The organism is Paraburkholderia terrae, from assembly GCF_002902925.1.
GTDB lineage: Bacteria > Pseudomonadota > Gammaproteobacteria > Burkholderiales > Burkholderiaceae > Paraburkholderia > Paraburkholderia terrae.
Window position 1 is genome coordinate 2,294,439 of record NZ_CP026111.1, and the last position, 17,461, is coordinate 2,311,899.

Consider the following 17,461-nt stretch of genomic DNA (forward strand, 5'->3'; position numbering starts at 1 on the left):
CGCCCCTGTGCGGGGCGGCACCTACTTTTCTTTGCCGCCGCAAAGAAAAGTAGGCAAAAGAAAGCGGCTAACACCGCCAACATTTCTTCCTGCCTGAGGGCCCCCACAGGGTCTTACGCTTCACACGGCAATCACGTGACCCACGTTCGTTGCCAGCGCTCTTGCGGTGCGCCTCACCCGCTTCACACACCCGCGCTGCAGCACACCGTACCAGGTAGTCCACCGCCGCCCAGGTGGCAAACTGTGTGTAGGCCGTAGTGCCGCACACGCCACACTTCGGACCGGTAGCGCACGCGTTCCACCCTGTACGAGCGCCAGGCTATACGACGCGACAACCTACACACAGTTTGCCACCTGGGCGGCACATGCCATTCGCTGCCGCTAGCACGTATGCGGGTATTTGAAGTTGGTGAGGCGTTCATTCGAAGCGTTGGCAACGAGCGCCGACCAGGGCACTGTCATATGAAGCGCGGGGACGTTGGGGGCCCGTGGATAAGAACACGGGCTGGCGGTGTTAGCCGCTTTCTTTTGCCTACTTTTCTTTGCGGCGGCAAAGAAAAGTAGGTGCCGCCCCGCACAGGGGCGACGCGTGAAGCACGCTAACGTAATCGCGGATGCCAGCGCAAAAGCCAGATCAACCAATCCAGCGCAGAGGCACATCGAACGAGTCCGCTACTCAAGAAACATCATCTTTCCCAAGGCGCCGCCCTATCACCGCCATGACAGTCGTACTGCGCCAGCGCCTTCTCAACAATCTCACGCGCAATCGCGCCTTCATCAGCGAGAGCCTTCAATGCAGCAATCACAATCGACGCGCGATCCACTTCAAAGAACGCCCGCAGCGCCGCGCGCGTATCACTGCGTCCGAACCCATCGGTGCCGAGCGTCACATAACGACGCGCCACGTACGCGCGAATCAGTTCGGGCACGGCTCGCACATAGTCGGTCGCGGCAATCACCGGACCGCGCGATGCAGCAAGCGCAGAAGTCACATACGGCATCGCGGCATCTGCATCGCCGAACAGACGCTCCGCACGCTCCGACGCGACGCCATCACGATGCAGCTCAGTAAAGCTCGTCACGCTCCACACGGCAGCGTCAATATTCCAGTCGTCCTTCAACATGCGAGCGGCCGCCTGCACTTCGCCGAGTATCGCGCCCGAGCCCAGCAACTGGACCTGCGCGGTCTCCAGCGAAGAAACATCCAGCGGATACATACCCTTCAGCACGCCCTCGCACACGCGATCAAAAGAAGCCGCAGGCAATGAAGGCTGCGCGTAGTTCTCGTTCGTGACGGTCAGGTAATAGAACACGTCGCGCTGTCGCTCGATCATCTCGCGCATGCCTTCGTCGACGATCATCGCCACTTCATAGGCAAACGCGGGATCGTACGCCCGGCAGTTAGGCACCGTCGATGCCGCGAGATGGCTCGTACCGTCCTGATGCTGCAAACCCTCGCCGCCGAGCGTCGTCTTACCCGCCGTCGCGCCGATCAGGAAGCCTCGCGCACGCTGATCGGCTGCGGCCCAGATCAGGTCGCCGATACGCTGGAAGCCGAACATCGAGTAGTAGATATAGAACGGCAGCATGGGCAGATCATGCACGCTGTACGACGTCGCCGCCGCGATCCACGACGACACCGCGCCCGCCTCCGAAATGCCCTCTTCGAGAATCTGCCCGCCCGTGTCTTCGCGGTAGTAGAGCATCGAGCCCATGTCTTCCGGCTCGTACAACTGGCCGAGCGGCGAATAGATGCCGACCTGGCGGAACAGGTTGGCCATGCCGAAGGTGCGCGCCTCGTCGGCGACGACGGGCACGACGCGCGACCCAAGCGATGCATCCTTCAACAGGCTGCCGAGCATCCGCACGATCGCCATCGTCGTCGACATCTCCTTTCCGTTCGCGTCCAGCGCGAATTGTCCCCAGGAAGACATCGCAGGCACGGTCGGTGTCTGCGATGCCGCTTTCCGCCTTCTGGGCAGATAGCCTCCCAAGGCAGCCCGGCGTGCATGCAGGTACTGCATTTCCGGGCTGTTTTCCGCTGGCTTGTAGAACTTGAGTTGCTCGACGTCGCTATCGGACAACGGCAGGCGAAAGCGGTTGCGGAACGCCTTCAACTGCTCGACGTCGAGCTTCTTCTGCTGGTGCGTCGTCATGCGCCCCTGGCCGATCGCGCCCATGCCGAAGCCCTTCATCGTCTTCGCGAGAATCACCGTGGGCTGGCCGCTGTGCTTCAACGCGCGGTCATACGCAGCATGCAGCTTGCGCACGTCGTGGCCGCCGCGCCGCAAGCGGTCGATATCGTCGTTGCTCAGATGCGCGGCGAGCGCGGCCAGCTCCGGGTTCTGCCCGAAGAAGCGCTCACGGTTGTAGGCGCCGTCGTTGGCCGAGAAGGTCTGGAACTGGCCGTCCACCGTGTGCGCGAATGCGCGCAGCAAGGCGCCCGTGCGATCGCGCGCAAACAGGGCATCCCAATCCGAGCCCCACACCACCTTGATGACGTTCCAGCCCGCGCCCGTGAACTGCGCTTCGAGTTCGTCGATGATGCGGCCGTTGCTGCGCACCGGGCCGTCGAGCCGCTGCAGATTGCAGTTGATCACGAACACGAGGTTGTCGAGCCCTTCGCGCGCCGCCAGCGACAACGCACCAATCGATTCCGGCTCGTCCATCTCGCCGTCGCCGAAGAAGCCCCATACCTTGCGGCCTTCCGTCTTCTGCAGGCCGCGGTTTTGCAGGTAGCGCATGAAGCGCGCCTGGTAAATCGAGTTGATCGGACCGATGCCCATCGAGCCCGTCGGGAACTGCCAGAAGTCCGGCATCAGCCACGGATGCGGATACGAACACAAGCCCGGCCCCGCGATCTCGCGTCGATAGTGTTCGAGATGCGTCTCGTCGAGAAAGCCTTCGAGGAAGGCGCGCGCATACACGCCCGGCGACGAATGCGGCTGGAAGTAGACGAGATCGCCGCCATGCAGCTCATTCGAGGCACGGAAAAAATGGTTGAAGCCGACTTCGAACAGATCAGCCGCCGACGCATAGCTCGCGATATGGCCGCCCAGTTCGCCATACGCGCGATTGGCCCGCACCACCATCGCGAGCGCGTTCCAGCGCAATGCAGCGGCGAGTTTTTCTTCAGTGTCGAGATCGCCCGGATACGGTGATTGCTGATCGACGGGAATCGTGTTCGCGTACGGCGTGACGTTCGCGCGCGCCGTCGCGACGCCGTTACCCAGCGCATGCGCGGCCAGCCGGTCGAACAGATATTGCGCGCGTTCAAGGCCGACGTGCTGGACGACGCCATCGAGCGCAGCCAGCCATTCGGCCGTCTCCTGCGGATCGCTGTCGATGCGAGCTTGAGTGAGGGCAAGAACGGGGCGGGCACCGCTCGATAAGTCCGTCATGGCACAACTCCGGCTGAAAAACGTACGTGAAAACGACTCGGGAACGTGTAATCAGCTTACCCATGCATCCGCAAAATGTGCGTCTCTTTTGCTTGCGTCAGCGCTTTCAGATAGTGTATTTATTCTGGCAAGTCGACCTTACGCGGAATATTTACACCATGAGTTCAGACGCAAAACCGGCCGCGCGGCGGCTGGACCGCATCGACATCGCGATCCTGCAGCAGTTGCAGCAGAACGCGCGCATCACCAACGCGGAGCTGGCGCGCGCCGTCAATCTGTCGCCGACGCCCTGCTTCAACCGCGTGCGCGCGCTCGAAAAGCTCGGCCTGTTCCGTCAGCAGGTCACGCTTCTCGACGCCGGGGCGCTCGGCCTGCGCATCAACGTGTTCATTCAGGTGAGCCTCGAAAAGCAGGTCGAAGACGCGCTGCGCCGCTTCGAGCAGGAAGTCGGCGAACGCCCCGAGGTGATGGAGTGCTATCTGATGACGGGCGACGCCGACTATCTGCTGCGCGTCGTCGTGCCCGATATGCAGAGCCTGGAACGGTTCATCGTGCAGTGGCTCACGAAGATTCCGGGCGTGTCGAACATCCGCTCGAGCTTCGCGCTCAAGCAGGTGCGCTACAAGACGGCGTTGCCGCTGCCCGTCGCGGGCCTGACGCTGTCGACGGAGGATGATGCGCCGCGTGAGTGGGCGTGATCTGGACCACCCGCGCGCCGGATTGATTAGCGCGGCGGCGTCACGCGTTCGCGCAACTCGCGCCGGATGACCTTGCCCGTCGCCGTCATCGGCAACGCGTCGACGAAATGGATCGCGCGCGGATACTCGTGCGCGGCGAGATGCGTCTTCACGTGCTCCTGCAGCGTCTGCACGAGCGCGTCGCTCGGCTGATAGCCGGGGTTCAGCACGACGAACGCGGTGACGATCTCCGTGCGCTGCGCATCGGGCGCACCGACCACGGCCGCCATCCGCACGGCGGGATGACGCAGCAGACAGTCTTCGATCGGCGCGGGACCGATCCGGTAACCGGCGCTCGTGATCACGTCGTCGTCGCGGCCAACGAAGCGGATAAAGCCGTCGGCGTCCATCAGTCCCATGTCGCCCGTCAGCAGCCAGTCGCCACGAAACTTGTCGCGCGTGGCGCTTTCGTTGCGCCAGTAGCCGAGGAACATCACCGGGTCGGGCGCGTGGATCGCGATGTTGCCGGGCTCACCTCGCGGCACCGTGTACCCCGTGTCATCGACGATCGCTACGCGATGGCCCGGCACCACCTTGCCGATCGAACCGAAGCATGGCTCGAACAACGTCGCGCATGATGCCACGACCACGTTGCATTCCGTCTGCCCGTAGAACTCGTTGATCGTCACGCCGAGCGCGCGCCGTCCCCATTCGATCAGCTCCGCGCCAAGCGATTCGCCGCCGCTCGCCACCGCGCGCAGCGACAGCGCCCAGCGCTCGGGATGTTCGACGGTGCGCATCATCTTCAGCGCCGTCGGCGGCAGGAACGCATGCGTGACGGCGTGACGCTGCATCAGGTCGAACGCGGCCTCGCCGTCGAACTTCTCGAAGCGCCGCGCCAGCACGGCCACGCCGTGATGCCACGACGGCAGCAGCACATCGAACAGCCCGCCAATCCACGCCCAGTCGGCGGGCGTCCACATCAGGCGCGCGTCGTTCGGGAAGAACGCTTGCGGCATCTCGACGCCGGGCAGATGGCCGAGCAGCACACGATGCGCATGCAACGCGCCCTTCGGCTTGCCCGTCGTGCCGGACGTGTAGATGATGACGGCGGGATCGTCGGCTAAGGTCGGCTCCGCGTCGAAGGCGGCGGGCGATTCGTTCAGCGCCGACCAGAACGATTCGACCTGCAACGGGGTATCCGCATGGTCGGTGTCGACGCAGAAGATCGAACGCAATTCGGGCAGGCTCGAACGCACCGAGGCGATTTTCTGCGCGCCGCCGAGGTCCGTGACGAGCGCGACGGCGCCGCTGTCGGACAAACGGTACTGCAGCGCGTCGGGACCGAACAGCGCGAAGAGCGGCACGGCGATCGCGCCGCACTTGTAGACGGCAAGATGCGCGAGCGCCGTCTCCACCGATTGCGCGAGAAAGATGCCGACACGATCGCCCTTCTTCACGCCGCTCTTGCGCAGCGCATTGGCGAAGCGGTCGGACAGTGACTTGAGTTCGTCGAAGGTGTAGCGCGTTGCTTGCCCGTCGCGCGTCTCGCAGATCAACGCAAGGCGGCCGCTGCCGTCCGCCCATTTGTCGCACGCATCGATGCCGATGTTGTACTGCGGCGGAATGCGCCATTCAAACGCGGCGACGAGGGCGTCGTAGCTGTCAGCGGCGGGAAGCATCCGGTGTCTCCTAAGTATTGGGTACGTGCCCGCTCATGCTACTCCGCAAGCAAAGCCTGCGGCGCGTGCGCGCCTCACTCGACACGCTTCGACGGCTCGTCCTGTTCAGGCTTGTTATCCGTGTGGGGCGGCACGAGCGGCTTGAACATCCGCACGCCGCCGAGGATCACGAGCGCGATCACCGTACTGAGAATGGCGGTCGCTTCGCGCCCGAGTCCCGTCGCGACGCCGACGCCCGCCGCAAGCCAGAGACTCGCGGCCGTCGTCAGTCCGCGCACCTCCCGCTCCGCGCTGAGCTTGATGATGGCGCCCGCGCCCAGAAAGCCGATACCCGATACGAGGCCCTGCAACACGCGGCTCAGGTTGTCCTGCGAAAACCCCGCCTGCAACGGTACGAGCACGAACAGCGCCGAACCCGTCGCGACCAGCATGTGCGTGCGCAAGCCCGCGTCGCGCCCCGCCATTTCGCGCTCGAAGCCCAGCGCGCCGCCCAGCAGCAATGCGAGTCCAAGGCGTATCACAACTTGCGTGATCGCCTTGACGTCGTCCAGATCCGAGAATTCCCGGGCTACGGTCAACCAGACTTCATGCCACCATCCGCCCATGCCCTCCTCCTTTCGACACAGCAACGCTCGCGCTACGCCGTAGCGAGAAAGCATAATGTAATGTCATCGCATGGCGCCGGATAGCGGGCCCGACACACAGAACCCCACTAACGTTTTTTTCAGTTGCCTGTTGCGGCCCTCGCCCGCGACAATGCGCCAACCGAGGGAGGACTATGAAGAAGTGCATTCTGCTCGCCGGAATTGGCGTGCTTGCCGCGTGTACCGCGGTATCGGGCGTGGACAGAAAGCAGAATGGCTACCTCTCGATCACGAGTCACGGGCGCATCAGCCTGATTTCGTGGAATAGCGTCCGCAACGCGGGGATCAAGCATGCAAAGGCGTATTGCCGCGAACAGAACAAGGAACTGCACACCGTCGAGATTCACACGACCGGCGTGCGCGGCGCAGGCACTCAGAGCGTCGAAGTGGTGTTCGAGTGCGTCTGATGAAGCGATGAATGGCGCGCCGTGTGGTGCGCCATATGGTGAACATCAAGGCGCCGCTCAGTGCGTGCCGGCTTCGTCCGCGACCGTGTCGCCGAAATGGCTCGCGACGAATGCGCGCATCGCGGCAATCAGCGGCGATTCGCCCACTTGCTCGATGGTGCTCGCGCCGGCCGGAACCGACCCCGTCCATGACACGCGATCGCCCGCCGCGGCCGGCACGAGATGGATTCTCGCCCGTTCGATGATCGGGCCGCATTGCGCCCAGTCCGAGGACGGCGCGAACGCGGCTTCGAGCGCGCCAGCGGGATCGCCGTCGCAGGCGGGCTCCTCGATCCAGCAGAAGCCGTCGTCGACGCGCGGCTTCGGCAGATTGTCGGCTCGGGCGACCCAGTAATCGAGTAACGCGCCTTCCAGCTCTGAAACTCTCATCTCTGCTCCTCGTGGAGATCGTATGTGCTGAACGCAGCATCGATTGTGCATCAAGTTCGTGTTGCGCTTTGTGACGCCGCAAGATCCGTTCGCGGCGACTGACGTCCAACTCAATTGCGGAGCACCATGACGTTCGACTATCGACAGGCAAGTCTGCGCGTAAAACCGTCGCATAAGTGCTCGCACGCGCTGACGGCCGTGCTGCTCGGCATCGCCGCGATGCAGGCCAGTGCCGCCGCTGGCCCGGCGCACAGGGCGGCCACGGCGGACCGGCCGATCATCATCGACGCGCAAGGCGATTCGACGATGTTTGGCTATCAAACGTCGGACGGTTTCAACAAGTCTTGGCAAACGCCGGATAATCCGCCCGCCCTGCTTCAGGCCGCGTTGCGGGCCCGCTTCGGCCCGCATGTGATCGTGCAGAACAACGGCGTGCCGGGCGCGACGCTCGTCGATCGCGAGAAAGGCATCAACGGATATAGCCAGCCGTACGCGCAATGGGTAGCGACGTCGCCGGCGCATATCGTGATCGTCAACTTCGCGCTCAACGACGCCGACAATCACGTCAAGGAGGCGCCTACCGTGTTTCGCGCGCACCTGATGCGCTTCATCGAAGAGTCGCAGGGCGCGGGCCGGATCGTCGTACTCGAAGAACCGAACCCGGTCGACTATTCCGTGAACAAAAGGATCGTGCCGCGCTATGTCGCTGTCGTCGATGAAATGGCGAAGCATTACCGGCTCGCGCTGATCCGGCAGTACGCGTATATCGGCGCGATGCATGACTGGCGTTCGCTGCTGATCGACCGTGTGCATCCAACCGACGCGCTCTATCGGCTCAAGGCCGAGCGGCAGCGAGAAGTCGTCGAGCCGATCGTTGCGAAGCTGATCGAGTGATCGCATTCGACAAATCTTCTTGTGCTTCAATACGACCACAATAAAAAGCCGTCGAATCGTGCTGAATTCGACGGCTCTGCAACGCGAAGCGCGGGATCATCTCCAGTACGCAAACACTCCCAACGCCGCCATCACCGTCAACGCGCCGCCAATACGTGTCGCAATCTGCGCAAACGGCATCAATTCCATCCGGTTGGCTGCCGTGAGAATCGCCACGTCCCCCGTCCCGCCGAGCCCGCTATGCGTTGCATTGACGATAGCGGCTTCGACGGGATACATGCCGACCAGCCTGCCGACGAAGAAGCCCGTCACAGTCAGCGCCAGCACAGTCGAAACCGCCGTGACGATATTGACCCAATGAAACGCCGTGACGATTTCGCCCCACGGCGTCATGGCGACGCTGATCGCGAACATCAGCGGATACGTCACAGCTGTTGAGAAAAAGCCGTACATGAAACGCGCGCCGCCTCGCACGCGCGGCGACACGGCCTGGAACAGCTGCGCCGCGACGACCAGCACGAGCATCACGACGGGCGCGGGCCAGCCGAACAGTTGATGACTGAGCACGCCAAGCAGATAGAACGCGATGGCCGTCGAACCCGCCGCCGCGACAGAGCCGACGTCGAATTCGAACGACGCCGGGCGTTGCGCGATGTCTTCATCGCTGCCGTCCGCCTTGGTCAACCGTCCGTTGCCCGTCCATTCAGGCCGGCGCGTACCGAGATAGCTCAGCAAGCCGGCGCAACAGATCGCCGCGATATTGCCGAGCATCACCGCCGACAGCACCTGCGCGAACAGCGGCCCCTGCTCGACGCCCAGAATTTGCGCGTAGCCCGCCGACAACGGCAGCGCGCCCTCGCCGACTCCGCCCGCCATGATCGGCACGACGACCATGAACAACGCGTGGCGCGTATCGAGCCCGAGCGCGGTCCCCACTGCGGTGCCGACCAGCGCCGCGGCGACGGAACCCGCCGCAACGGGAATGAAGATCCGCACGAAGCCTTTGATCAGCATCTGACGGTCCATGCTGAGCACACTGCCGACGATGATCGCCGCGATGAACAGATACAGAAAATTCGAAGTCTTCGTGAAGGTCGTCACTGCCTTGACGACAGGCTCGGGCATCAGCTTGTAGTACACGAGCATCGACGGAATGAAGGCCGCAAAAATCGACGTGGCCCCGATGTGGCGAATCCACGGAATGCGCTTCGCCAGTTCGGCGCACGTAAAGCCGCCGACGGCGACGAGTGCGATGCCCGTCGGCAGATCCGCTGCGAGCTTGCCTTTCGCCGCCATCGCGCCGAGCACGCCCAGCATCAGCACATAAACGGGCAATGGCAACGAACCGATGCGCAGGTCGAACACACGCCACCACCATTCGATGACGGCATGCGGCGCTTGCGCCTCGCTGCTCGAAGCAGCGTCCAACGCGGCTTGCGTCGATGATTTCATTGGATGGTCTCCGTTCATTGTTTCGACGGGTGCCCCGCTCATACGAGCAGCAGCAATGCGGCGCCATACACGAGCGCGCCGACGATAAACGTCATCACGGTAAAGCCGAGCACGCGCTGCACGCCGATGCCCGCCATCGCGACGACGGGCGCGGCCCAGAACGGCTGCATCATGTTCGACACCTGCTCGCCCATTGCGACGGCCATCGTCGTCGCGGGGACGGACGCATGCAGCGCGACGGCGGCAGGCACGACGAACGGCCCTTGCACTGCCCAGTGGCCGCCGCCGCTCGGAATGAAGAACGTGACGATCAGCGAGCAGACGTAACTCCAGAACGGCAGCGTATGCGCATTGGAAATAGCGATAAAGAAATGGGAAATGACGTTCGGCAAACCGGTCGCATCCATCATGCCCATGATTCCGCCGTACAGCGGGTATTGCAGCATCATCGAACCTGTCTGCCGCGCCGCGTTCTTGACGGCATCGGCGTACGCGAGCGGATAGCCGTGCAGGATCACGCCCGCAATGAACATCACGAAGATCACCGCGTTGACGCCGGAAAACGCGATGTGCTCTGACTGCGCGAGCACCAGCAGCGCAATGCCCGTCGCACCGATGAATGCCGAGCCGAGCCTCGAATATTCGATCCAGCGCGCGAAGCTCAGCTTGCCCATGGGCTTCTCACGCGGTGGCGCATCGGGATGCTTCTGCGTATCGAGCAGCACGGCGTCTTCGTCGCGCGGCTTGAGCCATGCGAGAACGAACGGCATCGCGAGCAGCATCGCGATGGTCGGCACCAGATTGAAACCCGTGAATACCGTCGCGCTGAACGGCAGCACCTCGCCCGTGATCTTTTGCACGACGTTCATCGCGCTGCCCGGTGTCGACTGCGCAAGCGCAATCGAACTGGAGATGCCGCTCGCCCACACGACCCATCCCGAGAAGCCCGCCGCGACGATCCACGCGAAGTCGACGCGCATGCGCTTCGCGACTTCACGCGCCAGCAATGCGCTGACGACCAGCCCCAGACCCCAGTTGCAAAACGACGCAACGGCCACGAGCACGAACGTCAGCGTCGCGGCTTGCACGGGCGTGCGAGCAACGGAAACGAGTGCCTTGAACACGCGTTGCACGATGGGCGCGTGAGCGAATGCGTGACCCGTGACGAGCACCAGCGTGATCTGAAACGCGAACGTGAGGATGTCGAAGAAGCCCTTGTACCAGCCGCCGACCAGCTTGCCCAACGACGCATGTGGCGCGAACATCGCCGACAACACTGCGACGATCGCCGTGATGAGGATTGCGAGCACGAACGGATCGGGGATGGTGCGCTCGAACAGGCCGATCGTCGCCTCGGTGAAACGGGTCTTGCGCACTGACGATGGCGCAACGGTGGATTTCATCACGTGTCTCCGGTTTTGAATGTGCCCGCGCGTCGTTTGGGCTTTGTGTGGTCGGCGGGTTGTCTCTTCAGGACTTTTCCGTGCAAGGCGCTCAGTTGCCGAATCCGTATAGCGTTGCCGCGTTGTCGACGAGGATGCGATCGCGCGTGGCTGTGTCGTTCGTCCATTCGCCGAGCAGATCGAGCACCAAGGGATCGTCGGGCTTGTGCGTCTCCGTTACGTGCGGCCAGTCGCTGCCCCACACCAGCCTGTCCGGCACGGCCGATATCCATGCACGCGCTGTCGGCGCTGTATCGGCGTAGCGACGGTCGAGCCCTTCGATCGAATCGAGGTACGGGCCAGACACCTTGATCCACGCGCGTCCAGCATCGGCGAGACGGCGCACGATGGGAAACGCCGCGTGCGCCGCGCCATCGGGCAACGGAAGGCGCGCGCAATGATCGAACACGATCGTCGATGGAAGACGCGCGAGCAGCGCTTCGTGCTCGACGATCTGCGCAGCCGTCCAATGCAGTTGCACATGCCAGCCGAGTTCCGCCACGCGTGCTGCCAGCGGCTCGACCATGTCGAAGCCGACCACGGCGTTCGCCGGCGTATAAAGCGTGAAGCGGATACCGCGAATGCCGCCCGCGTGCAGCGTTTCAAGCTCGGCGTCCGTCACATCGGGGCGCACGACGGCGACGCCCCGCGCATTCGTGATGCCGAACTGGCGAATCGCATCGAGCGTCACTGCGTTGACGGTGCCATAGACGCGCGGCGTCACGATCACCACGCGCTGCGTGCCGATCCGCGCCTGCACTTCGCGATACGCGGCGACATCCGCCGCGTCGACAAAACCTGCTGCGTCGCGATGCGCGAGGAACGCGCGGTTATAGATGTGAATGTGCGAATCGCAAGCGCCTGGTGGCGTGTGCCGATGTAAGTCCATGCGTGTCTCCTTCTTCTTTTTGCGGATCTCTACAGCACCGCGCGCTTCTCGCGCAGACTTTCGATGTCCGCCTCGGAGCATCCCGCGTCGCGCAGCACCGCGTCCGAATGCTCGCCGAACGCGGGGGCCGCGAACGGTTCGGGCAACGGCGTCGCGCCAAAACGGATCGGATGCTTGAAGCCGCGATACCGGCCCACACCCGGATACGCGAAGTCGGTCACCATGTCTTCGGCGAGCACCTGCGGATGGTCGAACATGTCTTCGATGCCGCGAGCCGCGGCACACGGAACGGCGTCGCCGAAATGCGCTTCCCATTCGAGCGCCGTGCGAACCTGCAACGCTGCGCGGAGCTTCGGAACGATTTCGTCGCAATGCAGTGCGCGCTTGCGCACCGTGTCGTAGCGTTCATTCTCCGCAAGCTCCTCGAGGTCCGTTTTCTCGCACAGCGCCTGCCAGAAATGCGGCGTGTTCGCCGACAGATACAGATAGCCCTGACGCGTCGGATGAATACCCGTGATGCCGCCCGAGCGCATGTCGCGGCCCGTCTCTTTCGGCTCGTCGTCGGCCCAGATCATGCGGGCCGACTGCATCGCCAGTGCGCTGCGCAGCAACGACACGCCCACGTACTGACCCGCGCCGCTGCGCTCGCGATCGAACAGCGCGGACGACACGCCCGCCGCGACCAGCGCGGCCGCATAGTAGTCGACCACCGAGCCATAGACGATTTCAGGCGGACCGCCATGGCGGCCTTGCAGCGAGCAGATGCCTGTCATCGTTTGCAGGACCTGGTCGTAGCCCGCCTTGTCGCGGTTGGGGCCCGTTTCGCCATACCCTGTCACCGCGCAATAAATCAGCCGCGGATTGACCTCGCGCAACTGCTCGTAACCAATCCCGAGACGCTCCGGCACGCCCGGCCGGAAGTTGTGTACGAGCACGTCGGCCGTCTTCACGAGACGCATCATCACGTCGAGCGCTTCGGGCTGTTTCAGGTCCAGCGCAAGGCCGCGCTTGCTGCGGTTCACGCCGAGAAAGGCGCGGCTTTCGGCTTCGAGCGTCGAAGGATACTTGCGCAGGTTGTCGCCCGAAGGCGGCTCGATCTTGATGACCTCGGCGCCTTGATCGGCGAGCAGCGTGCAACCGTACGGCCCCGCGATATAGGCGCTCAGGTCTAGCACGCGCAAGCCGGCGAGCGGTCCCTGCTGTCGTGCGTCGGCTGATTGCGATGGTTGTTGCATCTGTTTCTCCAACTCGATTCGATGTGTGTGCAACGAGAGTGCGTTGCTTTACAAAGCTGTGCTGTCGACAACGGCACGCTGCTCGCCCGTCAGCAGTTCGAGACGCGCGGCGTGTTGCACGAGCGCGCGGGCCCGTTCAAAGAACGGCGGATCGATCATCCTGCCGTCGACGACGTATGCGCCCAGGCCTTTGCTCTGCGCATCGCGTGCTGCTTCGACGACGCGCACCGCATGCGCGATGTCCGCGTCGGACGGACGGAACACGTCGTTGGCCAGCGCGATCTGGCTCGGGTGGATGCAGCTCTTGCCGAGGAAGCCCATCGCGTGCGCGAGCTGCGCTTCGGCGCGGAAGCCCGCTTCGTCCTTGATGTTGGCAAACGCCGAGTCGTACGCGAAGACGTTCGCCTCGCCGGCTGCGATGCGCAGCGTGAACATCGCCTGCTGAATCGCCGCCTGCTCGCGACGCGCGATGCCAAGCGGCTCGAACAGATCGCCCAACCCGAGTTGCAACCCGGCGACGCGCGGGTGCGCGGCGGCGAGTTCCGCGGCGTGGCGCAACGCTTTCGGCGATTCGATGTTGAGCAGCAAGCGCACGGGCACGCTCACGCCATTTGCCTGCTCGGCCCGTTCGAGCGCGGCGGCAGCGGCGCGCACGTCGTCCGCGCTTTCGGGTTTCGGGAGATTCAGGTAGTCGAGACCGGGCTGCACGACGGCGTCGAGATCGGCAGAGAAGAACGGCGTATCGAGCGCATTGACGCGCACGATCAGCACCTTGCGATGCTCGCGCACCGCGCTGTCGCGCAACAGTTCGCGCAGCGCGAGGCGCGCTTGCGGCTTGCGCTCCGATGAGACGGCATCTTCGAGATCGAACGAGAGGGCATCGGCGGCGCTCGCGAGCGCCTTGGCGAACAGCTCCGGGCGCGATGCCGGCACGAACAGCTTGCTTCTCATGTCTCCGTTCCAGTTGCTTATTGGCTGCAACCAGTCTACGGAGAGACAGGTTTTAGATAAACTATCTGCGTCTATCTTCAAACCATAGAATATCTATCGTCATGGACATCAACTTTCTCGGCAATCTGCTGCTGGTCGTGGATACAGGATCGATGGCTGAGGCGGCGCGTCGCGTCGGCGTGACGCCTGCGGCGATCGCGCAGCAGGTGCAGGCGCTCGAACGCGAACTCGGCGTGCCCCTGCTCGTGCGCGCGGGGCGCACGGTGATTCCGACGGAAGCGGGTCATCGCGTGATCGCGCGCGCGAGGAACCTCGTGCGTGAATTCGCGGAGTTGAAGGCGTTCGCGCTTGAAGACGAAGCTGCGGGCGAATTGCGCATCGGTACGATCACGACGGCGCTGCTGTCGTTGTTACCGGACGTGCTGGCCGCGTTCGCGCGCGCGTTTCCGCAGGCGAACGTGCTGATACGCGCGGGGACGTCGATGGAACTGTATGAGACGCTGCAACGGGGTGACCTCGACGTTGCTGTCTGTCTGCATCCTGCGTTCGCGCTGCCCAAGGCGTATGACTGGCACCTGCTGCGCGAGGAACCGATTGTTGTGCTCGCGCCGGCGCGGTTGAAGGATGAGGACCCGCATGAACTGCTGCGGCGCGAGCCGTTTATCCGCTATGACCGCTCGCTCGGCGGCGGCAAGCAGGCGGACCAATATCTGCGGTCGGCGCGGATCGTCCCGCGTGAAGTGTTCGAACTGAATTCGCTGATGGCGATTGCGATGATGGTCGATCGGGGACTCGGCGTGTCGCTGGTGCCCGATATCGTGTCGCCGCTGACGACGACACTAAAGGTCGCGAGGCTCGCGCTGCCGACGCCGACGGAGCCAAGGCGGTTCGGTGTGCTGTGGCATAAGACGTCGCCGCGTGGGCGGTTGATCAAGGGGTTTTTGCAGTGTGCCGATGGGGTGCTGGGGTATGGGGATGGCGGAGGCGATGGGAGGAAGACACGGCGTCGTTCGGGTGGGTGATCGCCCGATTACTCTGTTGTCGGCGACGTGATTGCGTCCATGACAACAGGAAGTGGTAACTAGAGCGATTCGGCTGCCGCTGCCCCGCTCCGTCGATGTCAATACATTCGCCCGAACAGGCATTGCGCGAAGCGAGCGGCTGATGGAGTCGCCGCAAAGTCAGGCATTCGGCCGTGCTTGAAAGCACGGCTGCCACTTAGGAAGCGTCAATTCAGAACTGCATGGTCACCTGAACGCCTGCCGTCACGCGCGCGGTTGGGAATCCGGTTGGTTTGTAGATTGGCGTGCCCGCGAACAGGTCATACGAGAATCCCGTGTACTTCGCCGGGATGCTGCCACGAATGCCAATCACCGCGCCTGCGAGTTGGGTACACGCCAGAATCGCCGTGTTCGGGCCGAACACGCGCCCGTAGTCGATCCCTGCGTATAGTGTCTGTCCCGTCTGGAAGATGGGCCATTGCAGTTCGTTGCGCCAGTAAAAGCCTTTTTCTGCGGCGAGCATCGTCTCGCCGTCGAAGCCGCGCACCGTGTACCGGCTGCCGATGGTCAGGTCATCGAGGTAGAACAGCAGGTCGTTGGTGAACTGGCCGTGAAAGGTGGTCACGTAGCGGAAGTTCTGCGACGCAACGGCGAACGGTATCGACAGGTTTGCATCGAGCACGGCCATTTTGTACAGGTACGTCGGGTGTGTCTTGCTCTGCGCGGTCGGGTCATACAGGTCAGGGGCGGGGTCGCCCGTTGCGCCGAAGCCGTGAATGCCCTGACGGTACGCGAGCGTGCCGTCGAACTGCGCCGCGCCGAAGAAATGACGATCCGTTGTGCCTGCTTCGATGAACGTGTTGTTGCGGTCCTGAATCGGGATCGTCGTACCTTCGATGAAACTCTCGCCGAAGCGCTTCGATAGCTGGAGATACGCGCCGAGCACGTCGCTCTGGCTGCGCGAGAGCACGCGTGCGAGCCTGAATGCGGCCGTCTGCGAGTTGCCGCTGGACACAAACGTCTGGTTCACGCCTGCGACGTTCTGATAGTAGGTGTTGGTGTTGCCCGAGACCGTTGCCGTCCAGTAGCCCCAAGGCACGGAATACGAACCGTTGAAGCCATGCGAGCCGAGTGTTTTGTTGCCGAACGACAGGTCCTGGTTCGCGCCGACCAAGAACACGTCGTTCAGGCCGAGCGGGTTATCAATGCCGAGGCTGATGTTGCCTTGCCATTTACCCGTTGCGTCCGTGCCCGAGTTGTCGGCTGAGACGACGAACGTCCAGGGCTTCGAGCGTTTGACGTTGAGCACGACATCGCTTTCGCCTGGCGCGTCCGTTGGTTCGATCTTCATGTCCACGTCCTGCGACGCGACGCGCTTCATCTGCTCCAGCCCTTGCTCAAGATCGCGGAGGTTCAGCAGGTCGCCGTCGCGTGCGGGAAATGCGGATTTCCATGTCCCGCGTGTTTCAGGATCGGCAAAGCGCAGGTGACGAACGACACCCGGCACGAGCGCAACTTTCAACGTTCCCGTCGACAGATCCTGTTCGGGTAGCAGCACGCGCGTCGTCACATAGCCGCGCGACAGGATCGTCTGCTGCAATCCCTTGGTGAGTATGTCCAGTCCAGCCTTGCCAATGCACTCGCCCTTGTAGTGGTCGACCCATTCGCGGGCGAACCAGAAAGAATCAAGCGGCAAATTTGATGCGCCATGCTTGCGCGCGATATCGGGCAACGTGGCCGGTACGTCGAGCGCGAACGTGTCAATACGAAAGCACGGCGATTCGTGCGGTAGGTCGGGATACCTCCCGGCCTTCGGCAAGGTGGAGCGCACGGTCGGTGCGTTGACGGTCTGCTCACGCTGTTGTGCATCGCGTTGTTGCTGTAGCTGCTGGTTCTGTTCGGCGTTCGCGCGTGCGGCCGCCGCTTCGTCTGCCGGTGATGGCGCGCGTTGTGCAGACGCGAGTGTGACCAGGGCTGTGAGCGGCAAAGCCGCCAGCCTCTTGCTTAGTTTCATTGATGACGTGATTCCTGATTTTTCCTGCTGCGCGGCGATTGGTTGTGATCGCCGCATCTCTCATTACTTGTCGGTTTCGTCGTCCTTGACTTTGTAGCTGTCGCGAGCCTTTTTGTAGCTGTTGTCAAAAGGCTTCAATCCAAGTGCCTTCGCGCGGCCGCAGTAGCCGCCAATCGCTGCGACAGGTAAGGCGACGATGACCATCGCGAGCGCCATCGGTCGGGGGAGCCATTCCAGTGACAGTCCGAAATAAAGCATCGCCACGCCGAGCACGATCAAGACCGTCTGCACCCAACCCGCGAGGTTTCCGTCAACAATCAACTTGAGCTTCATACTCTTGTGC

Annotated in this window: 15 protein-coding genes; 4 read left to right on the forward strand and 11 right to left on the reverse strand. The window is 63.2% G+C overall.

The annotated features are described in order from the left end of the window. Nucleotides 1–686 precede the first annotated feature (686 nt). Nucleotides 687–3,401 (reverse strand): alpha-ketoglutarate dehydrogenase, encoded by a 2,715-nt coding sequence (mdeB, locus tag C2L65_RS10125; protein WP_042311593.1) that lies wholly within the window; start codon nucleotides 3,399–3,401, stop codon nucleotides 687–689. Between the two features lie 158 nt (nucleotides 3,402–3,559). Here mdeB and C2L65_RS10130 point away from each other — a divergent pair, with 158 nt between their 5' ends. Next, nucleotides 3,560–4,099, forward strand: a complete 540-nt coding sequence (locus tag C2L65_RS10130; RefSeq protein WP_035539518.1) for an Lrp/AsnC family transcriptional regulator — start codon at nucleotides 3,560–3,562, stop codon at nucleotides 4,097–4,099. A gap of 26 nt (nucleotides 4,100–4,125) precedes the next feature. On the opposite strand, the gene C2L65_RS10135 is transcribed toward C2L65_RS10130, so the two are convergent. Both C2L65_RS10135 and C2L65_RS10140 read right to left on the reverse strand, forming a co-directional pair. Beyond that, the gene (locus C2L65_RS10135; protein ID WP_042311596.1) at nucleotides 4,126–5,760 is read right to left on the reverse strand and encodes an acyl-CoA synthetase; all 1,635 of its coding nucleotides are present in this window, start codon (nucleotides 5,758–5,760) and stop codon (nucleotides 4,126–4,128) included. A gap of 74 nt (nucleotides 5,761–5,834) precedes the next feature. After that, nucleotides 5,835–6,365, reverse strand: a complete 531-nt coding sequence (locus C2L65_RS10140; protein WP_042311598.1) for an MgtC/SapB family protein — start codon at nucleotides 6,363–6,365, stop codon at nucleotides 5,835–5,837. Between the two features lie 173 nt (nucleotides 6,366–6,538). On the opposite strand from C2L65_RS10140, the gene C2L65_RS10145 reads away from it, so the two are divergent. Next, nucleotides 6,539–6,811, forward strand: coding sequence for a hypothetical protein (locus tag C2L65_RS10145; protein ID WP_042311599.1), 273 nt, complete (start codon nucleotides 6,539–6,541; stop codon nucleotides 6,809–6,811). Nucleotides 6,812–6,868: 57 nt separating this feature from the next. Here the strand turns inward: C2L65_RS10145 and C2L65_RS10150 are convergent, their stop codons facing one another. Beyond that, on the reverse strand, nucleotides 6,869–7,240 hold the full coding sequence (locus C2L65_RS10150) for a DUF2591 domain-containing protein (RefSeq protein WP_042311601.1): 372 nt from the start codon (nucleotides 7,238–7,240) through the stop codon (nucleotides 6,869–6,871). A gap of 126 nt (nucleotides 7,241–7,366) precedes the next feature. Between C2L65_RS10150 and C2L65_RS10155 the strand changes: the two genes are divergently transcribed. Next, nucleotides 7,367–8,134 (forward strand): SGNH/GDSL hydrolase family protein, encoded by a 768-nt coding sequence (locus tag C2L65_RS10155; protein WP_042311603.1) that lies wholly within the window; start codon nucleotides 7,367–7,369, stop codon nucleotides 8,132–8,134. Between the two features lie 96 nt (nucleotides 8,135–8,230). Here the strand turns inward: C2L65_RS10155 and C2L65_RS10160 are convergent, their stop codons facing one another. From C2L65_RS10160 to C2L65_RS10180, 5 genes are all read right to left on the reverse strand, one after another. Then, nucleotides 8,231–9,586, reverse strand: coding sequence for a 2-hydroxycarboxylate transporter family protein (locus C2L65_RS10160; protein WP_042311605.1), 1,356 nt, complete (start codon nucleotides 9,584–9,586; stop codon nucleotides 8,231–8,233). A gap of 38 nt (nucleotides 9,587–9,624) precedes the next feature. Next, on the reverse strand, nucleotides 9,625–10,989 hold the full coding sequence (locus tag C2L65_RS10165; RefSeq protein ID WP_042311607.1) for a short-chain fatty acid transporter: 1,365 nt from the start codon (nucleotides 10,987–10,989) through the stop codon (nucleotides 9,625–9,627). 91 nt (nucleotides 10,990–11,080) lie between these two features. Then, entirely contained in the window at nucleotides 11,081–11,917 is an 837-nt protein-coding gene (locus C2L65_RS10170; protein WP_042311609.1) for an amidohydrolase family protein, read from the reverse strand. Nucleotides 11,918–11,946: 29 nt separating this feature from the next. Beyond that, nucleotides 11,947–13,152, reverse strand: coding sequence for a CaiB/BaiF CoA transferase family protein (locus C2L65_RS10175; RefSeq protein WP_042311612.1), 1,206 nt, complete (start codon nucleotides 13,150–13,152; stop codon nucleotides 11,947–11,949). 48 nt (nucleotides 13,153–13,200) lie between these two features. Beyond that, nucleotides 13,201–14,103 carry an HpcH/HpaI aldolase/citrate lyase family protein gene (locus tag C2L65_RS10180; RefSeq protein ID WP_042311613.1) on the reverse strand — a complete coding sequence of 301 codons (903 nt, stop codon included), beginning with the start codon at nucleotides 14,101–14,103 and terminating at the stop codon, nucleotides 13,201–13,203. A 101-nt stretch (nucleotides 14,104–14,204) separates the two neighbouring features. Between C2L65_RS10180 and C2L65_RS10185 the strand changes: the two genes are divergently transcribed. After that, nucleotides 14,205–15,125, forward strand: coding sequence for a LysR family transcriptional regulator (locus C2L65_RS10185; RefSeq protein ID WP_042311615.1), 921 nt, complete (start codon nucleotides 14,205–14,207; stop codon nucleotides 15,123–15,125). A 211-nt stretch (nucleotides 15,126–15,336) separates the two neighbouring features. Here the strand turns inward: C2L65_RS10185 and C2L65_RS10190 are convergent, their stop codons facing one another. After that, a complete protein-coding gene (locus C2L65_RS10190; RefSeq protein ID WP_042311617.1) occupies nucleotides 15,337–17,118 on the reverse strand; it encodes a ShlB/FhaC/HecB family hemolysin secretion/activation protein in 1,782 nt (593 codons plus the stop codon). A gap of 63 nt (nucleotides 17,119–17,181) precedes the next feature. Next, complete coding sequence (locus C2L65_RS10195) at nucleotides 17,182–17,451, reverse strand: hypothetical protein (protein ID WP_103254530.1); 270 nt, start codon at nucleotides 17,449–17,451, stop codon at nucleotides 17,182–17,184. Nucleotides 17,452–17,461 lie beyond the last annotated feature (10 nt).